This is a genomic window from Candidatus Protochlamydia phocaeensis (assembly GCF_001545115.1).
In the GTDB taxonomy this organism is placed as follows: domain Bacteria; phylum Chlamydiota; class Chlamydiia; order Chlamydiales; family Parachlamydiaceae; genus Protochlamydia_A; species Protochlamydia_A phocaeensis.
In genome coordinates this window covers 202,975-226,370 of record NZ_FCNU01000028.1, presented here as the reverse complement: position 1 = coordinate 226,370, position 23,396 = coordinate 202,975, and the positions used below count along the sequence as shown (strand labels likewise).

The window sequence follows — 23,396 nt, the reverse complement described above, 5'->3', positions numbered from 1 at the left end:
TCCAAGAGGCGAACCCAAATCCTGATAGACAATGGCCTATTCTAGTAGCGATCGTCTAGCTCGCTTTTCTTCTTAAAACTCCCGTTTGAATGGCATAAGAAAAAAATTCTATTAAACTAAACAAGCCACACGAGTAGCGCAAGCCCGCTGTTAAATTCCTTCTTTTCAAGAACCATTCTTAGCGTTTCTAATGCCCCTCTTAAGCGACGATGGCGAATGCAAGACAAACATATTAAAAAAAATTATTTTTTGATAAGATGCAATTTATGTGGGTTAATCGATAAGACTGGCTATTTAAGAAGGAGTGGTATTTATGCAATCTCATTCATCCCGACAATCTGCCTCTGCTAAGAGCAGAAAAACGAAAAATCCAGCTGGATTAATCAAGCTGCAAAAAGGCGATCAACTTATGCAGAGGAATCTCTTTCATTCCTCTCGCCCTGCTGCTTCTCGTTCCTTGAAAGAACGATGTACCTCTCTTCCTCCCGATGCACTCTCAGCTAAGGCTAAAACCTATCTTTTTCATCCCTCCCACAAACACGCGAACAAGATTTTTTTTAAGCACTCATTTTCCAAAATCGCCCCTAGCCTCTAGATTTTAGACATGCTTTAATCCAATTTTTGAAGATATAAAGAGTCAATTACAACACTTGCTTTGGTTCAAATTGAAGCGTTGCAATTGACTCTAAAAGTTCTAAAATTTAAGCCTCTCCCATATAAAATTAAAATAATTTATTTGATTTTTTTAGAGATTTCCCTATTCTCCGAACTGAAAGAATCAAGGACTTTCAAGCAGGTAAAGGGCGCAGCATTGCAGTAAAGTCTTGATTAAGATGTCTAAAAACTACCTAAAGGAGGTTATGAAAAATGAAAAAGCAACTATTTCTTTTATCTTCATTATGCATCATGCTAACCGCTTGCGAAACTAATGCTCCTGACAATACAGGACGCAATACACGCGATCGCAATCCTAGTGCCGTCACACCAGGCGAGCAATCAGAAAGCGAAGCCGATCGTACAATCACACAAAAGATCCGCCAAGCTTTAATGGATGATGATGCTCTTTCTACTAATGCTAAGAATGTCAAAATCATGACAATCAATGGCGTAGTCACTCTTCGCGGAGTCGTTAACAACGATAAAGAGAAGAATGAAATTGGTAAAAAAGCCAAAGCCGTAAGCGGTGTTAAGAATGTTGACAATCAAATTGAAATTCTTCGCGAAGGTAATCGTGGGACTGAAAACCGCGGTGACTTTAATCGATAACGATTGATTAAAAATCATTAATGGCGTCTTAAAATAAAGGAGAATTTTATGGCTAATCAAGTAGTATATGGAATTGTTGCCAATCGTCAAAAAGCTGAACACATTATTCAATCTTTGGTAGATGCTGGCTTAGACCGCAATGATATTTCTTTTCTCGTCTCGCAAAAAGGTGAATTCAAAGAATTCAGCTCGACTGCAATGACAGGAACAGAAGCCAATCGCAACTGGCGTACAGAAGAGCGTCTTACAGATTATCCTGCAGGTACTCTTCCAGAAGAACGCTACCAATCTACAACCAATACCCAACATCCTCAAAGCAACCGCAATCAAGGCCAAGGAGGATTGGGCACAGAGAAGCACACCAAAGCGCCAGAGGGAACAGCAACGGGTGCAACAGCAGGAGGAATCATTGGCGGTACGCTAGGCCTTTTAGCTGGTATTGGCGCTCTTGCCATTCCTGGTATGGGACCTTTTATTGCAGCCGGCCCCTTAATGGCAGCACTTAGCGGACTTGGCGCAGGCGGAACAATTGGAGGCATCATCGGCGCCTTAGTAGGAGCCGGGATTCCTGAATATGAAGCGAAGCGTTATGAAAATCGTCTGAAAGAAGGCGGCATCTTATTAGCTATTCGCGCTAACACAGATGCGCTTGCCAAGAAAGCAAAAGATCTCATGCAAAAAAGTGGCGCAGAAGATGTTTCCATTTCTTCCGAAGCCACAACTTCGAAAAACTACAAGAAATAATTCGTTTGTTTCTAAGCGATTTCTTCCTTAGATGGCCTTGCCTTGAGCAAGGCCATCTCTTTTATACAAAAACAAAAAAACCTGACCTAAAACAATTAAATTTATAAACGAATTAAAAAAACCATTCATCCGATTTTATTTTTACTCGCCATATAATTATTTAATAACAAACTGAATTATATCTACAATAATCCCCAATTAGGATAAGAGCCTGTTAAACAACTTAGACTAACTTGCCTGTGAGATTATTTTCTCCTTAGGAGGCGCTCTAACCCTAGGAAAAATATTCCCCAATAGAAGATCTTAGAGCCTCTAAGAAGCTATTCTAAAGCCGCTAAGAGTGGTTCTTGACAAGAAGGGATTTAACATCATCTGCCTATGCCACTCATGTGGTTTATTTAGTCTAGCAGGCTTTTTTCTCATCTATGCCATTCATATAATGTATAATTTCGCCATGAGAAAGCCTCCCGGCTCACTTTAAAAAGGATTATGAATATCCAGAAAAGGGCAAGGAAGATGAAGGGCCTGCTCAAGATGCTTAGCTAACGCCTGGGGGCCCACTCTTTCTGTTGCCGAATGGCCTAAAGCGAAAAAATTGATTCCTTCTTCAAATGCTTGAGGCCAAACAGGTTCATCGAAATTTCCTGTAATAAAAGCGTCAACCCCTTCTTTAGCGGCATCAGCAATGGATTTATAGGCGCCTCCGGAAACTAAAGCCAAAGTCTGAATGGTCTCCGGACCGCCGAACGCACAAGCAGCCGCATGTTGGTAGTAATGCTCCAATTGCTCTTTTACTTTTTCTCTGTTTGTAGGAGGAATCTTTCCCTTTACACCAATTGGAATACCATTCATATAAGCAAAAGGCTGCAGGTCAGTCCATCCCAAATCTTGCGCAGCCTTCCAATTATTTCCCAATTTTGGATGCATGTCTAAAGGCAAATGATAGGCAAGCAGTGAAATTTCTTGTTCGATTAATAAAAATAGCTTTCTTCTTTTCACGCCTTGAATGACATAGCTATCTCGCTGCCAAAAAATTCCATGATGGACAATAAGGGCATCGGCTCTGCTTTCAATCGCTGCCTCTATGGTCTCCAGGCTTGCCGATACAGCGGTCGCCAACTTCCCAATTGATGTCTTCCCCTCTACTTGCAAACCATTCGGGCAATAATCGGAAAGGCCATTGGAGGGGAGCAATTCATCTAAATATTGGCAAAGGTCTTTTAGCCTTAGCATAATAAAATCCTGTAATTGAATGATTCACGAATCGGTTAAAAATAAGATTGCAAATCTTAACTTTAATTAATTTTTATTTGAAGAACATTCTCTTGATTGAGAAGAAAGGATTGTCAAAGTCACAAGGGCCTCGATTCCACAACCTCTAGGAGGATGCTTTATGCTATTGGCCTAGATTCGCATTTTAAGAAACCCGCTAAAAAAGCAAATTATAAAAATTGATCGTTTGGCAATGGCAAAGCTTTTGAAACTGGAGTATCACAGCAAGGATCATATTAACTTAATAGAGCTCCTGCCATTGTAAGACTTTCCCTACCGACATCCCATGTCCGCATTTATTTAATTTTTGGCCTTTGGACTGACAAGAAAGCTCTCGTAGATGAAAAATGGCAAGACGGTCCTTATTTTTACTATTGACCGCTTTGCCATTTGTTCATGTCCGCAGCTTTGATGCAGTCGAAAGAGCAAAAAAACTCCAACCTCAGGTTATTTATGTATTGAGGGATTAATTACTTCTTGAGCGCAATTTTCCTTTGGCATAAGTTTACATCTTTTAAGAGGATGTATTAAAACCGCTAAAACAACTAACTTGAGATAACTTATGACTAAAACGGATTTCCCCCCTATTATCGCAGCTAAAAAAGCCGCGGGCAAAGCCGCTGCCGAACTCATAGAAGATGGCATGTTGGTGGGATTGGGAACCGGATCTACGGCCTCTTTTTTTATTGAAGCTCTTGGACTGCGATGCCAATCCGGCCTAAAAATATCGGCTGTGGCCACCTCTCAACAATCCATGCGCCAAGCTCAAAAGCTTGGAATTCCCATTCAAAACAGCGATTCTATTACCTTCCTAGATTTAACTGTCGATGGGGCTGATGAAATTGATCACCACAAGAATATGATTAAAGGCGGAGGAGGAGCTTTGCTAAGAGAAAAGCTGCTTGCTACTGGCAGCCGTGAGATGATTGTAATTATTGATGAAACAAAACTCGTCGATCAATTAGGCGTTTTTCCCGTTCCTGTTGAAATTGCCACCTTTGCTTACCGCTCAACTCTTGCAAGATTAGAAGAGAAAGGCTATCAAGGCGTCTTGCGCTTAAATCGCGATACAAGCCTCTTTATTACGGATAACGGGAACTATATTGTAGACATTCAATTTAACAAGCCTATTTTAGACCCGGCTTCCGAGCATGAACGCCTTAAAGTCCTGCCTGGAGTATTGGAAACTGGCTTATTTTTTAATATAGCGGGGCGGGTAGTCATTGGATATGAAGATGAATTTGTCAAAATTCAGACGTGACTTAAAAAAAAATCTTCACTAAACTAAACCTTAAGTCGTTATTAACAGGTAGCTCCCATGCAATCGGAACTTATTCAGCTGTCTTTTGATAAAATTATGCAAACACGCTCTTATACCGTGGTCATTTTAGGAGCTCAAAATAAACGTTTTGCCATTTATACAGATCCTAGCATAGGCAGAACGCTACAAATGTTTCTAACTGATGTGGAAAGCCCTCGTCCTCTTACCCATGATCTTATCGATCAAATTTTTGAAGGGCTTGAAGTCCAAGTCAAGCAAGTTGTCATTAATGATGTTCAAGACACGATTTACTATGCCCGCTTATTCCTAGAACAAGATCGAGGAGACATTAAGCATATCCTGGAAATAGACGCTCGCCCAAGCGATTGCTTAACACTCGCTCTAATGAATAATGCACCTGTTTATTGTACAAGAGAAGTGCTCGAAAAAACCATTTCAGTTGAAGAATAAAGGATACAAATAACGAAATAAGCAAAAAATTTGCTAATATTTGATATAAAAGTTATTCCTAGCCAATTCAATGATCGATTCAACCGCTTGCTCGGCATCTTCCCCTTCCGCTTCAATACCAATTTTTGCCCCTTTAGAGGCAGCGAGCATTAAAACGCCCAATAAAGATTTTGCGTTGACAGCGTGTTTTTGATATTTCAAGAACACTTGAGACTTAAACGAATTAGCACATTTGACAAGTTCAGTAGAGGGGCGGGTATGGAGCCCGCGATCATTACTGATAATAAACTTTCCTTTAACCATTTTTTTCTTACTATTTGCTTTTGTCATCGTCTTTTATCCTTGCATCCCTTATCCTTTTCCCAAAGATAATAAGAGTGATAGAACTGATCTGACGCTTTGTCAATCTATGCACTCGCTTAGTAACGGCCGTCACATTTGATTGATTTAAAATTCATGAAAGCCATTTGAGAAAATAAAAAAGAGATCTTTTATTTATCAAAAACGCACCATACCTAGTTAAAATCAAATTCAACAGTCTCTTAAAAGGTGTATTAAAACAGTTAATGACCTAGGTTTGAGTTCTTTCCCTCTAAGAGAAAGCAACCTCAAATATAGGCTATTATGGGTTTTAATCCATCCGCTTAGAAGCTATCTGAACCCCATTTAGCCGGCTTGCTTTTAATGCTTTTCTTGTCATCTATCCGTGCTTTTAAAGCTCTATTAATCAAATAGACGCTCGCAAGCTTTGCTTAAAAGATTAAGCAATATCAAACCGCTAAGTTTTAAAGGCTGCTTCTCAGAAGGTAATTACACATTGATAATGGCTTATATTCGGATATTTTGATAATTACCAGTAACCAATTAAAAGACGCGAATATAGCCGGTTAGATAGTCTATTCCTTCTTATACCAAATGAACAATTATAATGAATGCTATTTCAAAACAAGTCTATTTGTACTATCCTGCTCTTTTTTGATCCAAACATTCATTAAAACATTCAAAATAAATATTTTAATTGTATTAAACATCCCTTTAATGCCTTCAAGAGGCCAAATTCAAACCATTCAAGAATAAAGTATTTAAGTCAAAGAAAATCTTGGAATAAAAGGGCTGTCAAAGACATATTTATTTTTCTACTATAGGAGGCTAAAATGATTAAAACGCGTGAAGAAGTGCCGGTTGAGGATCGTTGGAATGTTGAAGCCTTGTATCCCAATCAAGAAGAATGGGAAAAAGCTTTTCAATCTTTTGCAAGCCAGGCCCAGCAGCCCCTTAAATGGCCGGCTCTTCAAGCCTTTCAAGGAACACTGCACGAAAGTCCAGAGAAAGTTAAGCTCGCCCTCGAATTAATGATGAGCATCGACCGGGAGCTCTCTAAGCTTTATACTTACGCGCATCTTAGACACGATGAGGATATAGCCAATCCTGTTTTCAAAAAATCATACGAACAAATTCTCGCGCTAGCTCATGCCTTTGCTCAAGAGACGGCTTGGTTTCAGCCAGAAATCTTGAAGCTTCCAGATGAAACGTTGGAAAGCTACCTGGCATCTCCTTACTTAACTGCCTATCGATTTTATCTGGAGAGGATAATTCGCGTAAAAAAACATACACTTTCGCCAGAAAATGAAAAGCTATTGGCCTTAGCAGGGCAAGCGCTGCAAACATCTTATAAAACGTTTAGCTCCCTCAACGATGCGGATTTTAAATTTGGCTCTGTCTTAAATAGCGAAGGGGAAGAAAAACCCTTGTCGCATGCCACATACAGTCTTTATATTCGCGATCAAGACCGTCAGCTTAGAAAAAACGCGTTTGAGAACTACCATAAACACTATTCGGATTTCGAGAATACTTTATGCGAGCTGCTGACCGGCCAAGTGCAAAACCACATTTTCCAAGCACGCGCTCGCCACTATTCTTCCTGCCTGGAGGCTGCCCTCTTTCCTAAAAATATCAATACGGCTGTCTATCATGCGCTCATCCAAGCCGTTAATGAACAGATCTCCGTTCTGCATCGCTATATGCAGCTGCGCAAGCGCATCCTAAAACTTGATGAGCTTCATCTTTATGATGTCTACGTCCCTCTTACCAGTGCAATTGATATCCGTTTGCCCTATCAAGAGGCAGAAGATCTCGTCATTGAATCTGTGGTACCGCTGGGAGAAGAATATCAATCATTCTTACGTCAAGGATTGAAGGATCATCGCTGGGTGGACCGCTATGAAAACCGCAATAAGCGCTCCGGAGCCTATTCAAGCGGCTGCTATGACAGTATGCCCTATATTCTGATGAATTACAAAGACCTTCTCCGCGATGTCTTCACTCTCGCTCATGAAGCCGGCCACAGCATGCATAGCTTATATAGCCGCCGCTCGCAGCCTTATCATTATAGCGATTACCCTATCTTCCTAGCAGAAGTAGCCTCTACCTTCAATGAAGACCTCCTCATTCGCCTGCTCATGCAAAAATGCACCGATCCTATTGAAAAAATCTTTCTGCTCAACCAAAAAATTGAGGACATCCGAGGCACCCTATTCCGCCAAACGATGTTTGCCGAATTTGAATTATTTGTGCATCAGCAATCAGAAGAGAATGTCCCCTTGACTCCTCAATTCCTAAAACAGGCTTATCGCGAACTGAATCGCAAATATTTTGGACCGTCTGTTGTCATCGATCAAGAAATCGACATTGAATGGGCCCGCATTCCTCATTTCTATTACAATTTCTATGTTTTTCAATATGCAACGGGAATCAGCGCGGCTTTAGCCTTGTCAGAAAAAGTCGTATCGGGAAAAGAAGAAGATCGCGACGCTTATCTGAATTTCCTTAAAGGCGGATCCAGCCAATATCCAATTGATATGTTGAAAAAAGCTGGCATTGATATGGAGTCTCCAGAACCCGTTAAATCCGCTATTCGAAAATTTGATGAATTATTAGGCGAACTCGAACAATTGCTTGATCAAGTCGACCCTATTTCAGCAAAAAAATAAAATCCATCCGTTACATAAAGGAATCCCAAATTGCCACCTTCTTTCAAGCAAATGCCGGCAATTTGGGAACCTCATCGCTTATTTTAGCAATCAAAACTTATCAGTGCTAATTTGCTTGCAAAAAAAATAAGCGCTGGCTATGGTATTAGCTTCAAGCGCACAGAGCGACAAAAGATAAAACACTTAATAAATAGGAGATCATTATGGCTCAAACACAACAAATGCCCTCTCAGTCTTCTCAAAAAGTTAGCTTGAAGCCTCTTGGCAATCGCGTTCTCGTTCGTCGTTTGGCTGCGGAAGAGAAGTTAAAAGGAGGCATTATCCTGCCAGATACAGCCAAGAAGAAGCAAGAGCAAGCAGAAGTCGTGGCGATCGGGACAGGAAAAAAGGATAAAAACGGCCAATTAATTCCTATGCCTGTCAAAATAGGCGATATCATTTTAATGGAAAAATATTCGGGTCAAGAAGTCACCTTGAATGATGAAGAATTTGTCATTTTACGCGCTGATGATATCATTGCTATTGTAGAAAAGTAAGATTCAGATAACCTATCACTATCACAGGAGATTTCAAATGGCTGCAAAAACCATTAAGTTTAAAGAAGAAGCGCGCCAAAAAATCTTGAAAGGCGTTCGCACGCTTGCAGATGCAGTAAAAGTTACTTTAGGTCCTAAAGGCCGCAACGTCGTCATCGACAAGTCTTATGGAACTCCCCACATCACTAAAGACGGCGTCACTGTTGCAAAAGAGATCGAATTGGAAGATAAATTTGAGAACATGGGCGCACAAATGGTCAAAGAAGTGGCCAGTAAGACTGCCGATAAGGCAGGCGATGGAACGACGACGGCAACTGTGCTAGCCGAGGCCATTTATTCGGAAGGCCTGCGCAACGTCGCAGCAGGGGCCAACCCCCTCGACTTAAAGCGCGGGATGGAGAAAGCCCTGAAAGTTGTGGTCCAAGAGCTTGAAAAGAGAAGCAAGAAAGTGGATGACCGCAATGAGATTGCCCAAGTCGCCACTATTTCTGCAAACAATGATGCGGAAATTGGAGAAATCATTGCCCAAGCCATGGAAAGAGTGGGCCGTGATGGAACGATCACAGTGGAAGAAGGCAAAGGCTTTGAAACAGAGCTCGATGTCGTGAAAGGAATGAAATTCGACAGAGGCTATCTTTCTTCTTACTTCATCACTAATCCTGAATCGCAAGAGTGCGTCTTAGAAGATGCGTATGTTTTAATTTACGAGAAAAAGATTACATCTGTTAAAGAGATGATTCCTCTTCTTCAAGCTGTTGTTGAAAGCGGCCGTCCGCTTCTTATTATTGCCGAAGATGTGGAAGGGGAAGCGTTGGCTACTCTCGTTGTCAACCGCTTGCGTGCAGGCTTAAAAGTATGCGCCGTTAAAGCTCCAGGCTTCGGAGACCGCCGCAAAGCTATGCTGCAAGACATTGCCATCGTTACTGGCGGGGAATTGATCAGCGAAGAAATCGGTCTGAAGCTTGAAAATACGACTATCGATCAATTAGGACGCGTTAAAAAAGCGCTTATGACGAAAGATGAAACCACGCTTGTAGAAGGAGCCGGAACAAAAGCCGCTATTCACGATCGTGCAGCTCAAATCAAGCGTCAAATCGAAGAAAGCACATCCGATTACGACAAAGAAAAACTGCAAGAGCGTTTAGCTAAGCTGGTCGGAGGAGTGGCTGTTATCCATGTCGGAGCGGCTACTGAAGTCGAAATGAAAGAGAAAAAAGACCGTGTAGATGATGCGCAACGTGCGACAGCGGCAGCCGTTGAAGAAGGAATTCTTCCAGGCGGCGGAACAGCCTTTATCCGCTGTATTCCAGCCGTCAACAAATTGGCTGAAAGCTTAGAGGGAGATGAGCGCACAGGCGCCAAAATTATGTCTCGTGCATTGAGCTCTCCTCTTCGTCAAATTGCAGAAAATGCCGGCCAAGAAGGCGCTATTATTCTCCAGCAAGTTGAGAAAATGAGTGAAAAGCAGGGATATAATGCTTTAACTGGCGAGTATGTCGACATGATCGTTGCAGGTATTTTAGATCCTACTAAAGTCGTCCGCTGCGCTTTGGAAAATGCCGTTTCGGTTGCTTCCATGCTTTTGACAACAGAAGCGATCGTCGCCGATATTCCAGAGGAAAAGCCTGCTGCGGCTGCTCCGGTTGGCATGGACTATTAATCCATTCTCGTGTCTTTCGTTCAAAGGGAAGGATTGCTCCTTCCCTTTTCTATCGCTTATTTATTCGCTTATCTTTAACACTTAAAGAAAACATCCCTTAAGAAGGGATGAGCTTTTTCCACTCTTGTTCTGAAAGAGAAAGCGTTTTTATCCACCTAAGCGCTATAGCGATAAAACACCAATGTTGCATTTCGCCTTTCTTCTTCGTTTGGGCGGTTCGCAAATTTCCCTGTAAAATTATCGTCGAATAAAACCCATTCGCCATTGGCATTTTTAAGATGGGCGACTGCATGGCCCTTGCAGTCAATCATCGAGACTAGCTGGTAATTAACTGGGAGAGGCTGCCCATTGCACGGGATAGAGATCTGCATCGGAGGATCGATAGGCGCGTGATCCAATCCATCCACTGTAAAAGCTATAATGGGAGAAGGACAATTTAACTCTATCCCCTGCATTTTAGCTTGAAAATGAGGAAAATCCTCCGCCATCACAAATAGGCAATTATCTAGGACAAAGATATCAGAGGAAGGGTTTAAAGAAATATCTGGCATATCTAAAATCTTGCAAACTAGCATCCAAAACTCTTTAGGATCTCCTGCTCCCTCTGCTGATAAGACGCCTGGTTGATACTGCAAAATCAGCCTGCGGAGATTGTTAATGGCATTTGCTTGCACGGTTTCTCCCCTCATGGAAGTCAGCAAAATGTCTTTAATCGCCTGGCGAATCTCTTTTCGCTTTTCAAATTGCTCTTCTGTTTCATCCACTAACCGGCAAAAAGGCCGTTTGGAATCGTCCAAATAATTCCAGAAAAAAGGACTGTTTTTAACCGTCTGCAAAATAGCGGCCATATAGCAGGTATTTCCCCCATTGACTATGCCTCCCGTTGCTTCTAGAGGACGTGCGCATTGGCCGTTCAAAATTTGCTGAGCCGTTTGATCAATTGTAAGAATATTGCCTTGCCTTTCCATTTTCTCAATCTTTTTCCATTTATAATGGGCGGCAAGAAAATGAGAAGCCAAAACGTATCCTCCAATCCCAAGTAAAAAAGGAGTCAATAGGCCAAATAAGATAGAAAGCGCAATAATTTTGGTTCTATGCTCGCTAATATCAATAATACGCCCTTGATGGCGATAATGATACAGATCGGTATTATTAGGAGAAAAAGCCAAACGCATCCATTGAATATCCATAGTATTTCCTTATTAGTATGAGGGATAAAGCTTATCGTGTATTTGATGAAAAGTTTATTACAAATAGCTAATGACTTAAATCCAAGCCCTTCTCTAAATATAGCCACCGCTACTTTAGATCGTTTCTTAGGGGCTCCTGCTTAATTGAAGTCAATCCCTAGCACGCTTCTTTAGGGAGAAAATCATCTCGAATATAAGCCATTTTGAATTTTGCAAACTCATTTTTAGACAATTAAAATAACTAAATGAGCAATTCAAGACTGTCAAATGAGAGGGTTAAATAAACCCTCAACATTTGATGAACACAGAAAAATAAAACCAATAAAAATAGGCATAACTATTTTGAGAGTTTATTTTTCATTGATGCAAAAGAGCAATGAATTAACCAATCTAATTTTATAGCTCTCAAGTTAATAACCTATCAAGTTGGTAGCCGTCAAAAATTGACCTAATGATAAACGTGTCGCCTCATTTGGCACTAAGTCCATATCATGATTGGAATCCATTAATAGCCTCAAACGGCTTCTTGCTAAAACCGCATTATCAAAAAGTTCTTGAATATAATCGCTGACGATTAAATCATCTCTTGAGGCCTCTAGAATGGCAAAGTGGCCGCTCACCTGTTTGATTTTTTCTCTATTATTATAATAGAAACATTTGTTCATGACAGGCTCGATCCAGCTTGTCAAAAAATGCAGAAAGCGTGGCAAATATAGCAATCGCGTTGCTCGATGTTTGCAAAATTCTCCCATTGTGGTATACGTGCGATCTGCTAGCACATTAATATGGGGATGATTGGCGGCCAAATCTAAGACAGGCCCTCCGCCCATGCAATGCCCGTATCCCAGAATTTTCTCATCGCTTATACCCTTTTCCCGCAAATATTGATAAGCCCCTTCCACATTTTCGTAAGTCGCTTGTTCTGAAATTTTGCCTCCACTTTCTCCTGTGCCGGAATAATGAAAAACAAGCACATTCATGCCGTAGCCGAAAAGGAAGGCGCCTAATGTCTTGCGCCTAAACTCAAACTGATGCCCGCTGCCAGGCCCGTAAATCAACGTTCCAGCCTCTATTTGGCCGCCTGAATTGGCCGCATCGGAAAGCTGTTTTGGAATTCCCAATTTAATATAAGATCGATTTTGATGTTCATGCACTTCTATTCCCATGCGCTCAATCGACGACCAAAGTTCAGGTTGAGCAGGCGAGATCCAAAGAACTTGTTGAACATTGTCTCCTACTGGAATAGTTCCGCGCTCCCCTCCCTTGGCAATCAAAGCGTTCAAAGCCGATCTAGCATCTAGATACATTCCGAAAATTGAATGGCCATCGGGCATCCTCAAGCTAATTTCTTGGCCGCCTAGCTCTCTTAGCGTTTGCCTAGATTGATTTAACCGTTCAGGCTGGCATCGCTTCTTAAAGGATCGTGTTGAAGTAAAAACCACGCATCGCGCCGCCAACGGAAAAAGGCAGTAAGCAAGCGTCTTAATTAAGAGAAGCTTTGGATCCAGCATATTCTTTAATAAACGGATGTTGCGTCCCATCCATTTAATCAAAGACTCCGGCTCAATTTCATTTACCAAAGCTTCATTCTTGCTAACAGGCGTAACGTCTATTTCTATCATGACCAATCATCCTAACATCATTTAAGCAGCAACAGGAATCGACAAAATATGCGCTGTTGCCGATTGCATGCGGGGCATTCTAGGTGGTTGCAATACTCTATTCATCGCTAAAAGAGCCGGAGCTAATGTAACGGCCGCCAAGCGCTTGCGTCTTCTTTCTGTCCACTCTTGACGTTGAGAATGGCAGCGCTTCGCATATTGCTCACCCAAGGCAGAGGCTCCTCGGTCAATACAGCTTTTACAGGATTCATTGGCGCTCTCTGGCTGAAGCTTTTCAAAAATAGCTTCAATGATTTCCGTGTAGGCCACTTCAATAAAATCCATACGCTGTTGCTGGCTTAATTCGGCTTCTTCACCAAAAGACTTAACATGCACTTGCTCAATAATGGCTCGGCATTTCTCTTTCCAATCAGAACCCAAAGCAGGCGACCAATGGTAATGGTGGGGATCGCTATCAAACATTTGACGTAAAAATTCGGCTTTAAAAGCAGCGGCCTCGTTGAGAGTTTGATAAGCGTCTTTTTGCCAGTAAAAACTATGATCTTTAGTCAGCGTAATAACATGGAGCGTATCCGGATATAGCACTTCCACTTCTTCAATCGCCTTTGAACGAATGCCTTCTGATCCCACTCTATGCATTAAATTAATGTAAACATGAACCTTATTTTGCTTCTTATAGCTATCTAAGAAGCCCATAAATTCCTCTACAATTTTTACTTGAGTCAGCTCACCTTTTTCATTGCGTTCCGTATCTCTTGTCACGGCTGGCGTGCGGATAATTTTGATATTTTTCGCATTCCCATTCACTTTAATTGGATATTTATAAGCTATGGAAGGCACATCGCCAAGATAGCTAGCATCATACAACCGAACCCCCTCGACAATTCCATTAAACTTAGATTCGCTTCCCAAGCGATCATAGAACTGCTTGACTACACTCGGAAGATCCTTGACATCCGCATTTTTTAAAATCTCCATGGAAGAAGAAGGAAGATGATCTTCAAGAAATTGAACCATTTCCTCAGCTAATTTAGGTCCGGTATACATCCATTCGCATAAAGCTTCGATAAAATTAACGGCTTCTTGTTCATTCGCATGCGCCTCTTTCTTTTCTTCAACTAAAAGACGCACTTTCTTAAGCATTTGCTGGTGAAAATACCGCTTATTATTTTCGCTATTTAAACTAGGAGGATTCAGAATAAAAGCAATTAAATCCTGTGTTTTTTCCTTAAAAGAAGTAGGTTGGCCGATTCGAATTTCTCTTTCGTTGTATAAGTGTTGATTTGGTTTTTGTAAATAATCTTTAACGAAAGTTTTTAACTGATTATAGTGGGATTCAAAAACAGAAGATTCAAAGAAATAATGAAAATCCTCGAAATAAGAGGTGACTTTAACTCCGCACTTGCGAATAACATATAAGCCGGCATCCGCAATAAGGAAAAGAGGAAGAGCCAAAGCAGCAACAGCCATTGCAATGATCAATACACTTTTTTTAGCATAAATGCCTATTTGCTTTATTTGACGAGAAAGAAAAGCATCATTCGACTTAATAACAAAATATGACTTTTGTTTTTCATGATTTATTTTTTGGAAAACGGAATAAGTGAAAGGACAATAATGAGAAATAGAAGGCATAGTATTTCCTAATTATATTAGAAAAGAACTGGCTTCAAGGCAAGCCAGTCCGATATTTATTAAATATGCGCAATTAAAAGCGGAAGTTCATGATCGCGGATTTTCTGTAGCGTTTCATCAAATTTTGTAACAGCTCTTGGAATATCAATGGATGCAGGAGAATATTTCTTCCAGCTATCCTTAATCGCTTTGCTCGACCACTTTCTAACTATAAAGTCATGAGATCCAGGTGAAACAATATATTTTTTTTGATCCGGAATCCGTGTATTCGGATAAATAACCCCATTTACTTCCACTAAATGCGTTGCGCTTTCCCCCACCCCTTGATGAGAATCTTCCGTCCAATGGGTGGCAAGATTTGAACCGGCCGCTTTATAGCTGATAGAGCGAATGGCATGCAGTTGCAGGAATTGATTAGAGGCTAGACGAGGATCATTCGCTGAATAAATAAATCCATCAGCTGCATCCGTATGCGAAATCAAAAAATCAAAAGCAATATTTACTTTTGGTAACATGCCTTTAATTTTATCAATCATGCTGCCCGTAAAACCAACATCGACAAAACGGCAATTATCGCCATCTTGAATGCCGATTTGTTCACAATATCTTTTAAATTGGTTTTTCCCTTCTTCCGAAGCCATGGCATTATTCACTAAATTTCTAGAAAAATAGCCAAGGATAATTTTATTTTCCCCTGCTAAGTTGGGATATTTGGCTTGATATTCTTCCGTTTTCATTAGTTCAAGCGCCATCTTATAAGGAGCAATTCCATCCCTTGCCATGAAGACTAGCTTCGTATTATTTTGGTTGGCTTTCTCTAGCAAATGATGGACCCAAGCCACAGCCACAGGCCCATAAACTTCGCTGCTTCTCGCGTAATAACACATCGCGTGATGGATAACCGCATCTTTTTCCAATCGAGAAACATGAAATTTATTCTGGCTTTCCTTCTTATCAATATAACTTTGGATCTGCTGCCGAATATTGCGCTGTTCTTCCGGCGTCATGCGATTGTAATCGACCTGTAACCCCTGCTTTGCAAGCTGCCTCCACCCATAAATGCGGTAGGGAAGAATAAAAAGGCTAAAAATTGCCGTTGCAACTGTACAAACAGCAAAAGCAACTATGACTAAAAGTTTCTTTGCAACATTGGCAATAGGCGCTACAGTCCGAATCCATCTACTTGACGTGGGTGTAATAGTCATACACTCTGTATGATAGTGTATACTAAGCTTATTCCATGCTGAGTAAGTAGACGAAAAAAGAAATCGAGTATCCATAGTTTTTTCCTAGCTAGAATTAATTTTTGATTATTTTATTCTCGATTGGTATTAATTGTTAAAACGAATTTCAAAGTGTAGAAATCAACCTAATTTAAATCAATAAATTTCCTTTTAACACGTTTTTAAAACAATATTAACAATTAATTAACAAAAGAATAAACAATCCCCATTTCTGAAAAATAATTCAAAAATTTTATTAAAAAGCCAAAAATTAAAGCAAAAAGTTTGAGGCTGGTAGAAAGAGAGGAAAGAAGTATAATGCAACGTAAGGTTTGGCTTAAACATATCAATAATTAAAAAACAAAGAGCTTAACTATAGCGATTTTTTCATTTAATCGAAAGCCAAACGTGCAAAGCCTATTGAATAATTACAGGTAAGAAATCAAAAATAAGGCTTAGGAGTCATCTGTAAGCCATCTTTTTATTAGAATAGAAAAAGGCAGAATCGAAGGCTCGTAAAAAAAATATAGTATTTTTTTTAACTCGATCTTAAAAAACAATTACTGACCCTTTCACTTCCCATTCTTAAATAGGTTTGAAAGCGTTTTTCTCGTTAAAGCAAAAAAGATGTTGTGTAAAATTAGCGATTTTTCTAAGATAAATGCTTCTTAACTATTCCGGATTAGCTCAGCGGTAGAGCAGTGGACTGTTAATCCATTGGTCGCTAGTTCGAATCTAGCATCCGGAGATTATTTAAGAGAGAGTTGCAAGACTCTCTCTTATTTAAGTTCCGCAATCTTCCCCGATCACTAAATTCCCTTAAATCATCCAAAGCAAAAACTCATCCTTCTCGATGAATTCCTTTTGAAGGGTCTATTCGTAAATATTACGACATTTACTTGACCACTCCTTTTGTAAACATCAAAAATTCAATAGCAGAATAGCTTTTTAAAATTATCTATCGATTGCGCTATCGCATGGAGTTACAATGGGATATATTCGAAAACGAAGGTAAAATACGTTATTGTCTGTTTCCAAAAATCTGGACCATTTTAAATGAGAAAAATTTTATGAATTAAGACATTTAAAAGGGTCCAGATTTTTGGAAACAGACCAAATGGACAAGATGGTAAAAAGAGATAGGTAAAGGAAACTTAGATAATGAAAAGCTCTAAATTTTTATATTTTTTAATTGGATGCACGTTCGCTATATCTTCAGTAGAAGCAAGAAGGGCTTCTTGCTGCATTGATCATTCTAGAGCAGAAGACGGAAAACATGGCTCTCCAGGATATCTAGAAGATGGAGAAAATGGAGAAAATGGAAAGAAAGGCAACAATGGTCAAGATGGTGGTCACGGAGGGAATGGAGGCGGAAGTGTTTATGGAAATGGAGGCGATGGCGGTAATGGCGGAGATGCAGATTAGAATTTAAATTTCCTTAGGGAATTTCTCGAATGGCAACAAACATCCTTCGCATAGCATGGGCATTGCTACCATTGGCTAGGTAATTGTCCCATGCTCTTTGTCGTTGTGTTTCTTGGTCTTCATCAGTGAGAGTATAGGCAATATAGGCTAGATCACCCTTAATTTCCCTCTCTAAACGATCTAATCTTGTGCTTAAGCTCTTCATTTACTCCCTCCTTTCTAAAGCTTCTATTCTGCTTTCTACTCCTGAATTTCTTTGTACTTGGCTACGTAATTGAGTATATCATTAGCGGCTCCTCTTTGAACGTTATCTATTGGTGATGATAGAAGTTCCACTAAGGTCTCTGAAGCCTTAATAGTACTCAATTTCAAAGTCCCAATCGATAATTCAATTACAGTATTGCGTTGTCTATCCAATTCTGCCTTAAACTCTGGATAAATTTGATTCTCAGACACGCCTATTTCCCTGGCCGCTTGAGCATAGCTTTTACAGCTAAGTAAATAGGGAATGGCTTTCTGTTGACTACGTTTCATTTGGTAGTGCTCCTGTTGGTCTCTTTAATCCCCTTTCTAATTGTGAGATATAACTGACTGTTAGATTAAGATATCTAGCAAAGGCTTCTTTTTATGCTTCACTTGCCTCGTTGGCATTTACAATAGCTTCTGAAAGATCTCGAATGACTTTTAAAAATTCCCTATATTGAGATTACTTGTTCAAAAGGGTTAGGCTGGCATCGATGCTTTGAAGATTCCCTTTTATAGTGCCAGTATTAATTACCTCGACAGCGCTTTCCTTGATTGTGATATTGTTAAGAACAAGACCGAGGAAGGGTCGATGTGGAAAGATTTTTTGGAGTGGACAACCATACTCCCTAACGAATATTCTGTTTATCATTATGCAAACTACAAAAAGACACATCTCAAGAAACTAAATGATCAATACGGAGGCTCCAAGGATCTAGAGAGATTTCAAAGCAACTTAATTGATCTTCAAGAAATAGTTGAGCAATCCGCAATATTCCCTCTCTACTTCTACTCGATCAAAGATCTCGCCAAATCCCGGTTTATTAATTTCAAGCGGCACCAAAAAGCAAGTGACAGCCAAATCGTCTTCTGGTATGATCAATGGCTTGCAACTAGCGAAAAAACCATCCTTGAAGATATCATCAATTACGAGGAGGATGACGCCCGCGCAACAAAACAATTATATATTTACATTTTTCAATTAATGCAGACTAACGCTCATGGAAATGGATTGGATAATTAATCAACTCACAAACATAAATATTCCTACAATCCTACTTTCTATAGCAGGCAGTTGGGGTACAAGAGAGTTCATTGACTGGTTAAAGCAACGAAACCTTCAAGCTTTTCAAACTGATATGCAAAAAAATCTTCAATCTCAAAAAGCTGAAATTGACCGTGAGCTAGAAATCACAAAGACTCAATTCCAAAAGGAACTTCAGACCCAATATTTACAAACACAATTAAAAATCTCCTCTTTGTTCAAAGCATATCCTGAGCTACATTGGGCATTTAAAGAAACAGAGGGGGCGGTATTTCAAATGTTTTATCATTCATTTCAAACTCAAGACGAAACATATAAAGTATGGTGTACGTTAACTAAAAAGCTGGCAGAACATTCCTTATTCCTTCAGGAAGACTTGCGGAATGCATGCGTTATAGCAAAAGATGTCTTAATGTCTGGCATCCAATCACATTCTTCTAAGGACGCAAACGTCAAGGATTCCATAATGAATACCATTCATGAAAAAGTTGAAATAGTAAGTAATTTGATGCGAAAACACCTGTTAGAAGAAGATAAAGATTTTGATCTAATCGATTCTAAAAACTCAGAAAAAACTTCTTAGTTTAACAAGAACTCTCTGCCCACATCAACAAATGATAATACAGACATTTTGTATAATAGCGAAAATAAAAAATTATAACGTATTGTGGTATCAATTCTCATAAGCATAGCCTCTTTTATAGAAAAATCAAAGTACAGGGCAAAGAGTTCACCAATGTTAAAGCTTCCATTGATTTGGAAATAATGAATTTACCAATTTATTTCATGAGTTACAAGAGATTGGCTTGGATTTTTTGTGATTTATATCTCTTGTGGGATTATGCCATAATTTGAAAGATTTTCTCTAATCGCCTCTTGGATCTCGGCGGGAAGTTTATTTCTTGGATGCTTGGGGACATATATTAAATACTCATTGAGTGGGGGCGGAAAATCATTTTCACCATAATGAAAAGGAAAGTTAAAAAAGATAATCGCACTAAAGGGATCTGGACTAGCTTCTGAAGATGGTTTTAGAGCCTTAAGAGCATGCTCAACTTGCCTTCGAAATTGATGTTCCTTTACAGTTAGATCTGGTTCCAAAGGAAGGTTTAAATCGATAAAAATTATAAATCCTCCTTCAACAGGAGCTTTTTTCAATGCATTGCGAAGCAGATCGTAAGCGGTTTCAAGCTCTTGTTCACGTTCTCCTTTCTGATTGTGAACACCCGACCTATGCTTACTTTTAACTTCCACAAAAAAATTCAGCTCACTTGCTCTATAGTAGGCATTAAATTCGCACCATTTAGACCCTTGTTTTCCATCTACAGGATTTAGCCATTTAAGATCGAAGCCTGCTCTCGCCATTAATGCTCCAATAGCAATTTCATAACGAGCACCTTGATAATGTTGATTTATCTTGAGTCGTTCTATAAGAGTTTGAGGAAGGGAAAATTTTTGAGTTAAACAAACCAAGTCATAACAAAGTGACATCCATGCTAAATTTGGACCTGTACAAGGGATTGCAAGAAATGCTTGTCCAGGATTTTTCTTCTTAATCTCTATGCCAGCTCTTAAAAATCCATCCGCATGTTGAAACATAATGCTTTGATTTTTCTTTTCCATTTTTTCTTGATGAAACCACCATTGATGGCCGATCAAATCGATTGCATAATCTTCTAAAAACTGATGAAAGGTTCCATTTAATGGGGTAGTATAGATCCTATCAGCTATAGCTCTAAGTCTCTGTTCATTATGTATCAGACTAGGAACAAAATGCATGTTAGGCTCTTGGGATTTTTGTTTAAATTTGTAATTCATTAATTGAATTTATAGTGATTTGTTTCGTTCAAATAATTACCTTAATCTTAAATTCAGCCCCATAGCAACACATAGCGAAACAAGCGTATGCCATTTAGGATTACCTGTCCCCGAAAGGGTTTTGTAGAGGCTTTCGCGGCCAACGTGCGCCTTTTTAGCTAATGCGCCAACGCCACCTTGGGCTTCCGCGACATTTCGAAGAGCAATCAAGAAAAGCTGTTGTGACTCTTCATCACCTTTAAGGCTTTGTTCTAAAGCGGCATTTAGGTACGCAACGGCTTCATCGTGATCCTTCAGTTGCTCTATGAAGAAATCTTGATATTTTTTACTTCTTGCCATGACCTATCTCCCTTGATTGATAATCTTTCAAATACTCCTTTGCTTTAGCAATGTCCCTATCTTGGGTGCTTTTGTCGCCACCGCAAAGAAGCAAGATGACTTTATGCCAATCTTTCCATAATAAATTCTAATACCCGGACCATAATGAATCCGAAGCTCGCAAACTCCCTCTTGTAAGGTTTTGCAGTCGCCAAAATTTCCAAGCTTTAGGCGATCAAGCCTTGCCAGGATTTTGGGCCCGGGTATGGATCTCTTTGATCTCCTTAATTCAGATCTCGAATGGTCGTTTGCCGGCGGTTTCATAGAGTTCTATTTCAATTTCTTCCATATAACCTTATTGTATCTTTTAGGATACATTATTTTCAAGTGAATTTTAAACTATTAATTTTGAGATGTTTGAAAATTCCTGAAAGAGACCGATCCAGTCAAAAGTTCGAAGTGCATCCAGCAATTGGAGTCTTTGATATTTAATCACTTAAGATAAGACTTAAGTACCTTTTTTATTGTCCCTGAATATCCTCAACAACAGCTTCCACTTCTCCCTTCAAATAACAAGGGCGCATGCGTTACAAAAATTTGCAGTTTATTTAACGATTTGGTATGATTATATTATCGTAACGTGAAGTTTATCTTCACGTATCAAGAGGTTATATGGATTCGAATATGTTAAATAGAGCATTAGAGACATTGGGCTCTTACTTGTCAGACAAGGGATTGAAATATGAAGTGGCGGCAATCGGAGGAGGAGCCTTATTACTATTGGGACGCATTATTCGACCTACGAGAGACTTGGATATTGTTGCTTTACTAGATGAAAACGTGCTTATTTCAGCCCATCCTTTACCAGCACCGCTGCTTACAGCTATTAGAGAGGTAGGATTAGCACTCAAACTCCCTGAAAATTGGATCAATTCAGCTCCCGCAGACTTATGGAAAATGGGCCTACCGGAAGGATTCCAAGATCGTTTAGAGCCCATTCACTTTGGTGGGCTGACACTTTATTGTGCAAGCAGATTTGATCAGATTTGTTTTAAATTATATGCTTCGGTAGATCAGGGGCCCAATTCAAAACACTTCGAAGATTTAAAACGCTTACAACCCAGCCAGGAGGAACTTAAAAAAGCAGCAATTTGGTGTCAAACTCATGACGTATTAGAAGAATTTGCGAGATGTTTAGCAGAAGCGCTGCATGAACTGGAAGGGTAAAATGGACACTATAAAAGAAGAATTTGACCATTGTCTTACTGGAATAGCCTGGAACTCGTGGAGAGAGTTGGGTGTAGCAGGGACCGACCGATTTTACGAGAATTGCTTAATCCAACCAGAAGAACTCATTATTTTGACTGCGATCATTTCCAAATACGATCCACGTCTGCGTGACGAGGCTTTGGATTGGTCTTCCCGTTATCATGAATATATTTCTGTCAGTCGATTGCGTACTTTTCTAAAAGATATGGATTCTGACGTCATGCACTCTTTTTCCAAGTTTGCTGCGGCTTTAAATTCGGTCTCATCAGCAAAATGGCCGAGCGCGGAAGAGGGCGCTGACTTTGCGCTTAAAGTGAGTGGAAAATCTTTATTGCCGGCACTCGAGTCGCCCTCTCTGCTTATGCTTCGGTTACGTAATCTATTTGGTCCTGGGGCAAAGGCTGATATATTAACACATTTTTTGACAAGAAATGGAATGCACTTCTCAGCTTCTGATCTTAGCGAGGTAGGTTACTCTAAAAGAAGCTTGATGACTGCACTTGATCATTTAGCAACATCGGAAATTCTCGTCGTAACAAATGTAAGAAATAAGAAAAATTACGAATTAAGAAAACCAAAAGAACTCCAAGTGATCATTGGAAAGTTACCAAAAATAGCCCCTCCTTGGATTAAGATATTGCAGGCAATTATGGCAATTCGCGCAGTAATTCCTGAGATTCAAAACAGCTCTAAAATAACAATGGGGGTAATACTCCGAAATTGTTTGATCAAGATAGAACCTTTATTACCGTTTTTTATTTCACCAATCCTTCACAATCATCCTGACTTTGAACGGGATTGGAAAGCTTTAATAGAAATTTTTAAAGCGTTTCAACAGGGAAATTTTCATATGCAATTTGAAGTATATAACGACTTTGACAAAATTGTAATTCAACTTTTACGCGACCTTTATCAGGTGGACGATTGTGTTGATGGAATAGAAATGATTCAGAGTGAGAAGGAGTTCAAGGTCGGTCGACATGGAGAGATATACAAAGAATGTTATCAGTTGTTTTTAAGTTTTATCAGCGATTTGAAGGTACGCTTAAAACATTTTTTTGAGTTTCCTTTTCATAAAATGATGGATGAATCTCTCTCTGATATTTCTTATCGGTTTTCTAAAGAAAAGCTTCCTCAACTATTGGAAAAGATGGAACAGATTCAATCGATTGACCGGATCGCCAATGTTCAGTCAGCTGTTCGGCAATATCAAATATTTATGCCTGAATCTGATGTTTTAAGGCAGTTCATCTACACGTTTAGAAAACGGCTTGAAGATCTTTATTTCATCAAAACTGACATTCATTTGCTATCGCTCCCAACGACCTTATATAAGCGACATCTCGTCCTCGATTTATTTTCGAAGGATCGCAAAAATTAAATATATTAAACCTCAAAAACTAAGCTG

23 protein-coding genes, 1 tRNA gene and 2 pseudogenes are annotated in these 23,396 nt (G+C 39.7%); 14 read left to right on the top strand and 12 right to left on the bottom strand.

Features of this window, described 5'->3' with window-relative positions; all coding sequences use genetic code 11:
* Nucleotides 1-313: 313 nt before the first annotated feature.
* From BN3769_RS10555 to BN3769_RS10545, 3 genes are all read left to right on the top strand, one after another.
* Nucleotides 314-595, top strand: coding sequence for a hypothetical protein (locus BN3769_RS10555; protein ID WP_068470336.1), 282 nt, complete (start codon nt 314-316; stop codon nt 593-595).
* A gap of 311 nt (nt 596-906) precedes the next feature.
* The gene (locus tag BN3769_RS10550) at nt 907-1,266 is read left to right on the top strand and encodes a BON domain-containing protein (RefSeq protein WP_228840678.1); all 360 of its coding nucleotides are present in this window, start codon (nt 907-909) and stop codon (nt 1,264-1,266) included.
* Nucleotides 1,267-1,314: 48 nt separating this feature from the next.
* Nucleotides 1,315-2,010, top strand: a complete 696-nt coding sequence (locus BN3769_RS10545; RefSeq protein WP_068470332.1) for a hypothetical protein — start codon at nt 1,315-1,317, stop codon at nt 2,008-2,010.
* A 477-nt stretch (nt 2,011-2,487) separates the two neighbouring features.
* Here BN3769_RS10545 and BN3769_RS10540 read toward each other — a convergent pair whose 3' ends face one another.
* Entirely contained in the window at nt 2,488-3,243 is a 756-nt protein-coding gene (locus BN3769_RS10540) for a Nif3-like dinuclear metal center hexameric protein (RefSeq protein ID WP_068470330.1), read from the bottom strand.
* Nucleotides 3,244-3,844: 601 nt separating this feature from the next.
* Between BN3769_RS10540 and rpiA the strand changes: the two genes are divergently transcribed.
* Nucleotides 3,845-4,543: a ribose-5-phosphate isomerase RpiA gene (gene rpiA / locus BN3769_RS10535; protein WP_068470328.1), complete on the top strand. Its 699-nt coding sequence runs from the start codon at nt 3,845-3,847 to the stop codon at nt 4,541-4,543.
* Nucleotides 4,544-4,600: 57 nt separating this feature from the next.
* Nucleotides 4,601-5,014 carry a bifunctional nuclease family protein gene (locus tag BN3769_RS10530; RefSeq protein WP_068470326.1) on the top strand — a complete coding sequence of 138 codons (414 nt, stop codon included), beginning with the start codon at nt 4,601-4,603 and terminating at the stop codon, nt 5,012-5,014.
* A gap of 33 nt (nt 5,015-5,047) precedes the next feature.
* Here BN3769_RS10530 and BN3769_RS10525 read toward each other — a convergent pair whose 3' ends face one another.
* Complete coding sequence (locus BN3769_RS10525; protein ID WP_068470324.1) at nt 5,048-5,344, bottom strand: HPr family phosphocarrier protein; 297 nt, start codon at nt 5,342-5,344, stop codon at nt 5,048-5,050.
* An 824-nt stretch (nt 5,345-6,168) separates the two neighbouring features.
* On the opposite strand from BN3769_RS10525, the gene pepF reads away from it, so the two are divergent.
* The 3 genes from pepF (at nt 6,169) to groL (ending at nt 10,200) form a co-directional block, all read left to right on the top strand.
* Nucleotides 6,169-8,004, top strand: coding sequence for an oligoendopeptidase F (gene pepF / locus BN3769_RS10520; protein WP_068470322.1), 1,836 nt, complete (start codon nt 6,169-6,171; stop codon nt 8,002-8,004).
* Between the two features lie 203 nt (nt 8,005-8,207).
* Complete coding sequence (locus tag BN3769_RS10515; RefSeq protein WP_068470320.1) at nt 8,208-8,540, top strand: co-chaperone GroES; 333 nt, start codon at nt 8,208-8,210, stop codon at nt 8,538-8,540.
* Nucleotides 8,541-8,577: 37 nt separating this feature from the next.
* On the top strand, nt 8,578-10,200 hold the full coding sequence (gene groL, locus BN3769_RS10510) for a chaperonin GroEL (protein ID WP_068470318.1): 1,623 nt from the start codon (nt 8,578-8,580) through the stop codon (nt 10,198-10,200).
* A 155-nt stretch (nt 10,201-10,355) separates the two neighbouring features.
* Here the strand turns inward: groL and BN3769_RS10505 are convergent, their stop codons facing one another.
* From BN3769_RS10505 to BN3769_RS10490, 4 genes are all read right to left on the bottom strand, one after another.
* Nucleotides 10,356-11,390 carry a ubiquitin carboxyl-terminal hydrolase family protein gene (locus BN3769_RS10505; RefSeq protein ID WP_068470316.1) on the bottom strand — a complete coding sequence of 345 codons (1,035 nt, stop codon included), beginning with the start codon at nt 11,388-11,390 and terminating at the stop codon, nt 10,356-10,358.
* 410 nt (nt 11,391-11,800) lie between these two features.
* Nucleotides 11,801-13,012: an alpha/beta hydrolase gene (locus BN3769_RS10500; protein ID WP_068470314.1), complete on the bottom strand. Its 1,212-nt coding sequence runs from the start codon at nt 13,010-13,012 to the stop codon at nt 11,801-11,803.
* Nucleotides 13,013-13,033: 21 nt separating this feature from the next.
* Nucleotides 13,034-14,647, bottom strand: coding sequence for a hypothetical protein (locus BN3769_RS10495; protein ID WP_068470312.1), 1,614 nt, complete (start codon nt 14,645-14,647; stop codon nt 13,034-13,036).
* Nucleotides 14,648-14,706: 59 nt separating this feature from the next.
* Nucleotides 14,707-15,927 (bottom strand): hypothetical protein, encoded by a 1,221-nt coding sequence (locus BN3769_RS10490; protein WP_154017889.1) that lies wholly within the window; start codon nt 15,925-15,927, stop codon nt 14,707-14,709.
* A 619-nt stretch (nt 15,928-16,546) separates the two neighbouring features.
* On the opposite strand from BN3769_RS10490, the gene BN3769_RS10485 reads away from it, so the two are divergent.
* Both BN3769_RS10485 and BN3769_RS10480 read left to right on the top strand, forming a co-directional pair.
* Nucleotides 16,547-16,618 (top strand) — tRNA-Asn (locus tag BN3769_RS10485).
* Between the two features lie 413 nt (nt 16,619-17,031).
* The gene (locus BN3769_RS10480; RefSeq protein ID WP_068470308.1) at nt 17,032-17,295 is read left to right on the top strand and encodes a hypothetical protein; all 264 of its coding nucleotides are present in this window, start codon (nt 17,032-17,034) and stop codon (nt 17,293-17,295) included.
* 13 nt (nt 17,296-17,308) lie between these two features.
* On the opposite strand, the gene BN3769_RS10475 is transcribed toward BN3769_RS10480, so the two are convergent.
* The 3 genes and pseudogenes from BN3769_RS10475 to BN3769_RS15290 form a co-directional block, all read right to left on the bottom strand.
* Complete coding sequence (locus tag BN3769_RS10475; RefSeq protein WP_068470306.1) at nt 17,309-17,500, bottom strand: hypothetical protein; 192 nt, start codon at nt 17,498-17,500, stop codon at nt 17,309-17,311.
* Nucleotides 17,501-17,535: 35 nt separating this feature from the next.
* Entirely contained in the window at nt 17,536-17,829 is a 294-nt protein-coding gene (locus BN3769_RS10470) for a hypothetical protein (protein WP_068470303.1), read from the bottom strand.
* Nucleotides 17,819-17,905, bottom strand: a pseudogene (locus tag BN3769_RS15290) (hypothetical protein); the annotation flags it as partial. The gene BN3769_RS10470 and the pseudogene BN3769_RS15290, both read right to left, overlap by 11 nt.
* Before the next feature lie 132 nt (nt 17,906-18,037).
* Here BN3769_RS15290 and BN3769_RS10465 point away from each other — a divergent pair.
* Complete coding sequence (locus BN3769_RS10465; RefSeq protein ID WP_255354196.1) at nt 18,038-18,562, top strand: TM0106 family RecB-like putative nuclease; 525 nt, start codon at nt 18,038-18,040, stop codon at nt 18,560-18,562.
* Nucleotides 18,540-19,166: a hypothetical protein gene (locus BN3769_RS10460; protein WP_154017888.1), complete on the top strand. Its 627-nt coding sequence runs from the start codon at nt 18,540-18,542 to the stop codon at nt 19,164-19,166. The genes BN3769_RS10465 and BN3769_RS10460 overlap by 23 nt, the downstream gene beginning before the upstream one ends.
* Nucleotides 19,167-19,405: 239 nt before the next feature.
* On the opposite strand, the gene BN3769_RS10455 is transcribed toward BN3769_RS10460, so the two are convergent.
* The 3 genes and pseudogenes from BN3769_RS10455 to BN3769_RS15285 all read right to left on the bottom strand — a co-directional run bounded on the left by BN3769_RS10455 (nt 19,406) and on the right by BN3769_RS15285 (nt 21,008).
* Nucleotides 19,406-20,362, bottom strand: coding sequence for a hypothetical protein (locus BN3769_RS10455; protein ID WP_068470297.1), 957 nt, complete (start codon nt 20,360-20,362; stop codon nt 19,406-19,408).
* A 75-nt stretch (nt 20,363-20,437) separates the two neighbouring features.
* A complete protein-coding gene (locus BN3769_RS10450; RefSeq protein ID WP_068470296.1) occupies nt 20,438-20,740 on the bottom strand; it encodes an addiction module antidote protein in 303 nt (100 codons plus the stop codon).
* Nucleotides 20,727-21,008 (bottom strand): annotated as a pseudogene (locus BN3769_RS15285) (type II toxin-antitoxin system RelE/ParE family toxin). The gene BN3769_RS10450 and the pseudogene BN3769_RS15285 overlap by 14 nt, the downstream one beginning before the upstream one ends.
* A 383-nt stretch (nt 21,009-21,391) precedes the next feature.
* Between BN3769_RS15285 and BN3769_RS10440 the strand changes: the two are divergent.
* Nucleotides 21,392-21,946 (top strand): DUF6036 family nucleotidyltransferase, encoded by a 555-nt coding sequence (locus tag BN3769_RS10440; protein ID WP_154017887.1) that lies wholly within the window; start codon nt 21,392-21,394, stop codon nt 21,944-21,946.
* Nucleotides 21,930-23,369: a hypothetical protein gene (locus BN3769_RS10435; RefSeq protein ID WP_068470293.1), complete on the top strand. Its 1,440-nt coding sequence runs from the start codon at nt 21,930-21,932 to the stop codon at nt 23,367-23,369. The genes BN3769_RS10440 and BN3769_RS10435 overlap by 17 nt, the downstream gene beginning before the upstream one ends.
* The last annotated feature ends 27 nt before the right edge of the window (nt 23,370-23,396 follow it).

Coding starts and splice junctions, on each gene's coding strand:
- BN3769_RS10555 (WP_068470336.1), top strand. CDS start 314: ATGCAATCTCATTCATCCCGACAATCTGCCTCTGCTAAGAGCAGAAAA.
- BN3769_RS10515 (WP_068470320.1), top strand. CDS start 8,208: ATGGCTCAAACACAACAAATGCCCTCTCAGTCTTCTCAAAAAGTTAGC.
- BN3769_RS10475 (WP_068470306.1), bottom strand. CDS start 17,500: ATGAAGAGCTTAAGCACAAGATTAGATCGTTTAGAGAGGGAAATTAAG.
- BN3769_RS10500 (WP_068470314.1), bottom strand. CDS start 13,012: ATGATAGAAATAGACGTTACGCCTGTTAGCAAGAATGAAGCTTTGGTA.
- BN3769_RS10540 (WP_068470330.1), bottom strand. CDS start 3,243: ATGCTAAGGCTAAAAGACCTTTGCCAATATTTAGATGAATTGCTCCCC.
- BN3769_RS10525 (WP_068470324.1), bottom strand. CDS start 5,344: ATGACAAAAGCAAATAGTAAGAAAAAAATGGTTAAAGGAAAGTTTATT.
- rpiA (WP_068470328.1), top strand. CDS start 3,845: ATGACTAAAACGGATTTCCCCCCTATTATCGCAGCTAAAAAAGCCGCG.
- pepF (WP_068470322.1), top strand. CDS start 6,169: ATGATTAAAACGCGTGAAGAAGTGCCGGTTGAGGATCGTTGGAATGTT.
- BN3769_RS10450 (WP_068470296.1), bottom strand. CDS start 20,740: ATGGCAAGAAGTAAAAAATATCAAGATTTCTTCATAGAGCAACTGAAG.
- BN3769_RS10550 (WP_228840678.1), top strand. CDS start 907: ATGCTAACCGCTTGCGAAACTAATGCTCCTGACAATACAGGACGCAAT.
- BN3769_RS10470 (WP_068470303.1), bottom strand. CDS start 17,829: ATGAAACGTAGTCAACAGAAAGCCATTCCCTATTTACTTAGCTGTAAA.
- BN3769_RS10455 (WP_068470297.1), bottom strand. CDS start 20,362: ATGCATTTTGTTCCTAGTCTGATACATAATGAACAGAGACTTAGAGCT.
- groL (WP_068470318.1), top strand. CDS start 8,578: ATGGCTGCAAAAACCATTAAGTTTAAAGAAGAAGCGCGCCAAAAAATC.
- BN3769_RS10460 (WP_154017888.1), top strand. CDS start 18,540: ATGGAAATGGATTGGATAATTAATCAACTCACAAACATAAATATTCCT.
- BN3769_RS10440 (WP_154017887.1), top strand. CDS start 21,392: ATGGATTCGAATATGTTAAATAGAGCATTAGAGACATTGGGCTCTTAC.
- BN3769_RS10505 (WP_068470316.1), bottom strand. CDS start 11,390: ATGGATATTCAATGGATGCGTTTGGCTTTTTCTCCTAATAATACCGAT.
- BN3769_RS10530 (WP_068470326.1), top strand. CDS start 4,601: ATGCAATCGGAACTTATTCAGCTGTCTTTTGATAAAATTATGCAAACA.
- BN3769_RS10435 (WP_068470293.1), top strand. CDS start 21,930: ATGAACTGGAAGGGTAAAATGGACACTATAAAAGAAGAATTTGACCAT.
- BN3769_RS10490 (WP_154017889.1), bottom strand. CDS start 15,927: ATGGATACTCGATTTCTTTTTTCGTCTACTTACTCAGCATGGAATAAG.
- BN3769_RS10495 (WP_068470312.1), bottom strand. CDS start 14,647: ATGCCTTCTATTTCTCATTATTGTCCTTTCACTTATTCCGTTTTCCAA.
- BN3769_RS10480 (WP_068470308.1), top strand. CDS start 17,032: ATGAAAAGCTCTAAATTTTTATATTTTTTAATTGGATGCACGTTCGCT.
- BN3769_RS10545 (WP_068470332.1), top strand. CDS start 1,315: ATGGCTAATCAAGTAGTATATGGAATTGTTGCCAATCGTCAAAAAGCT.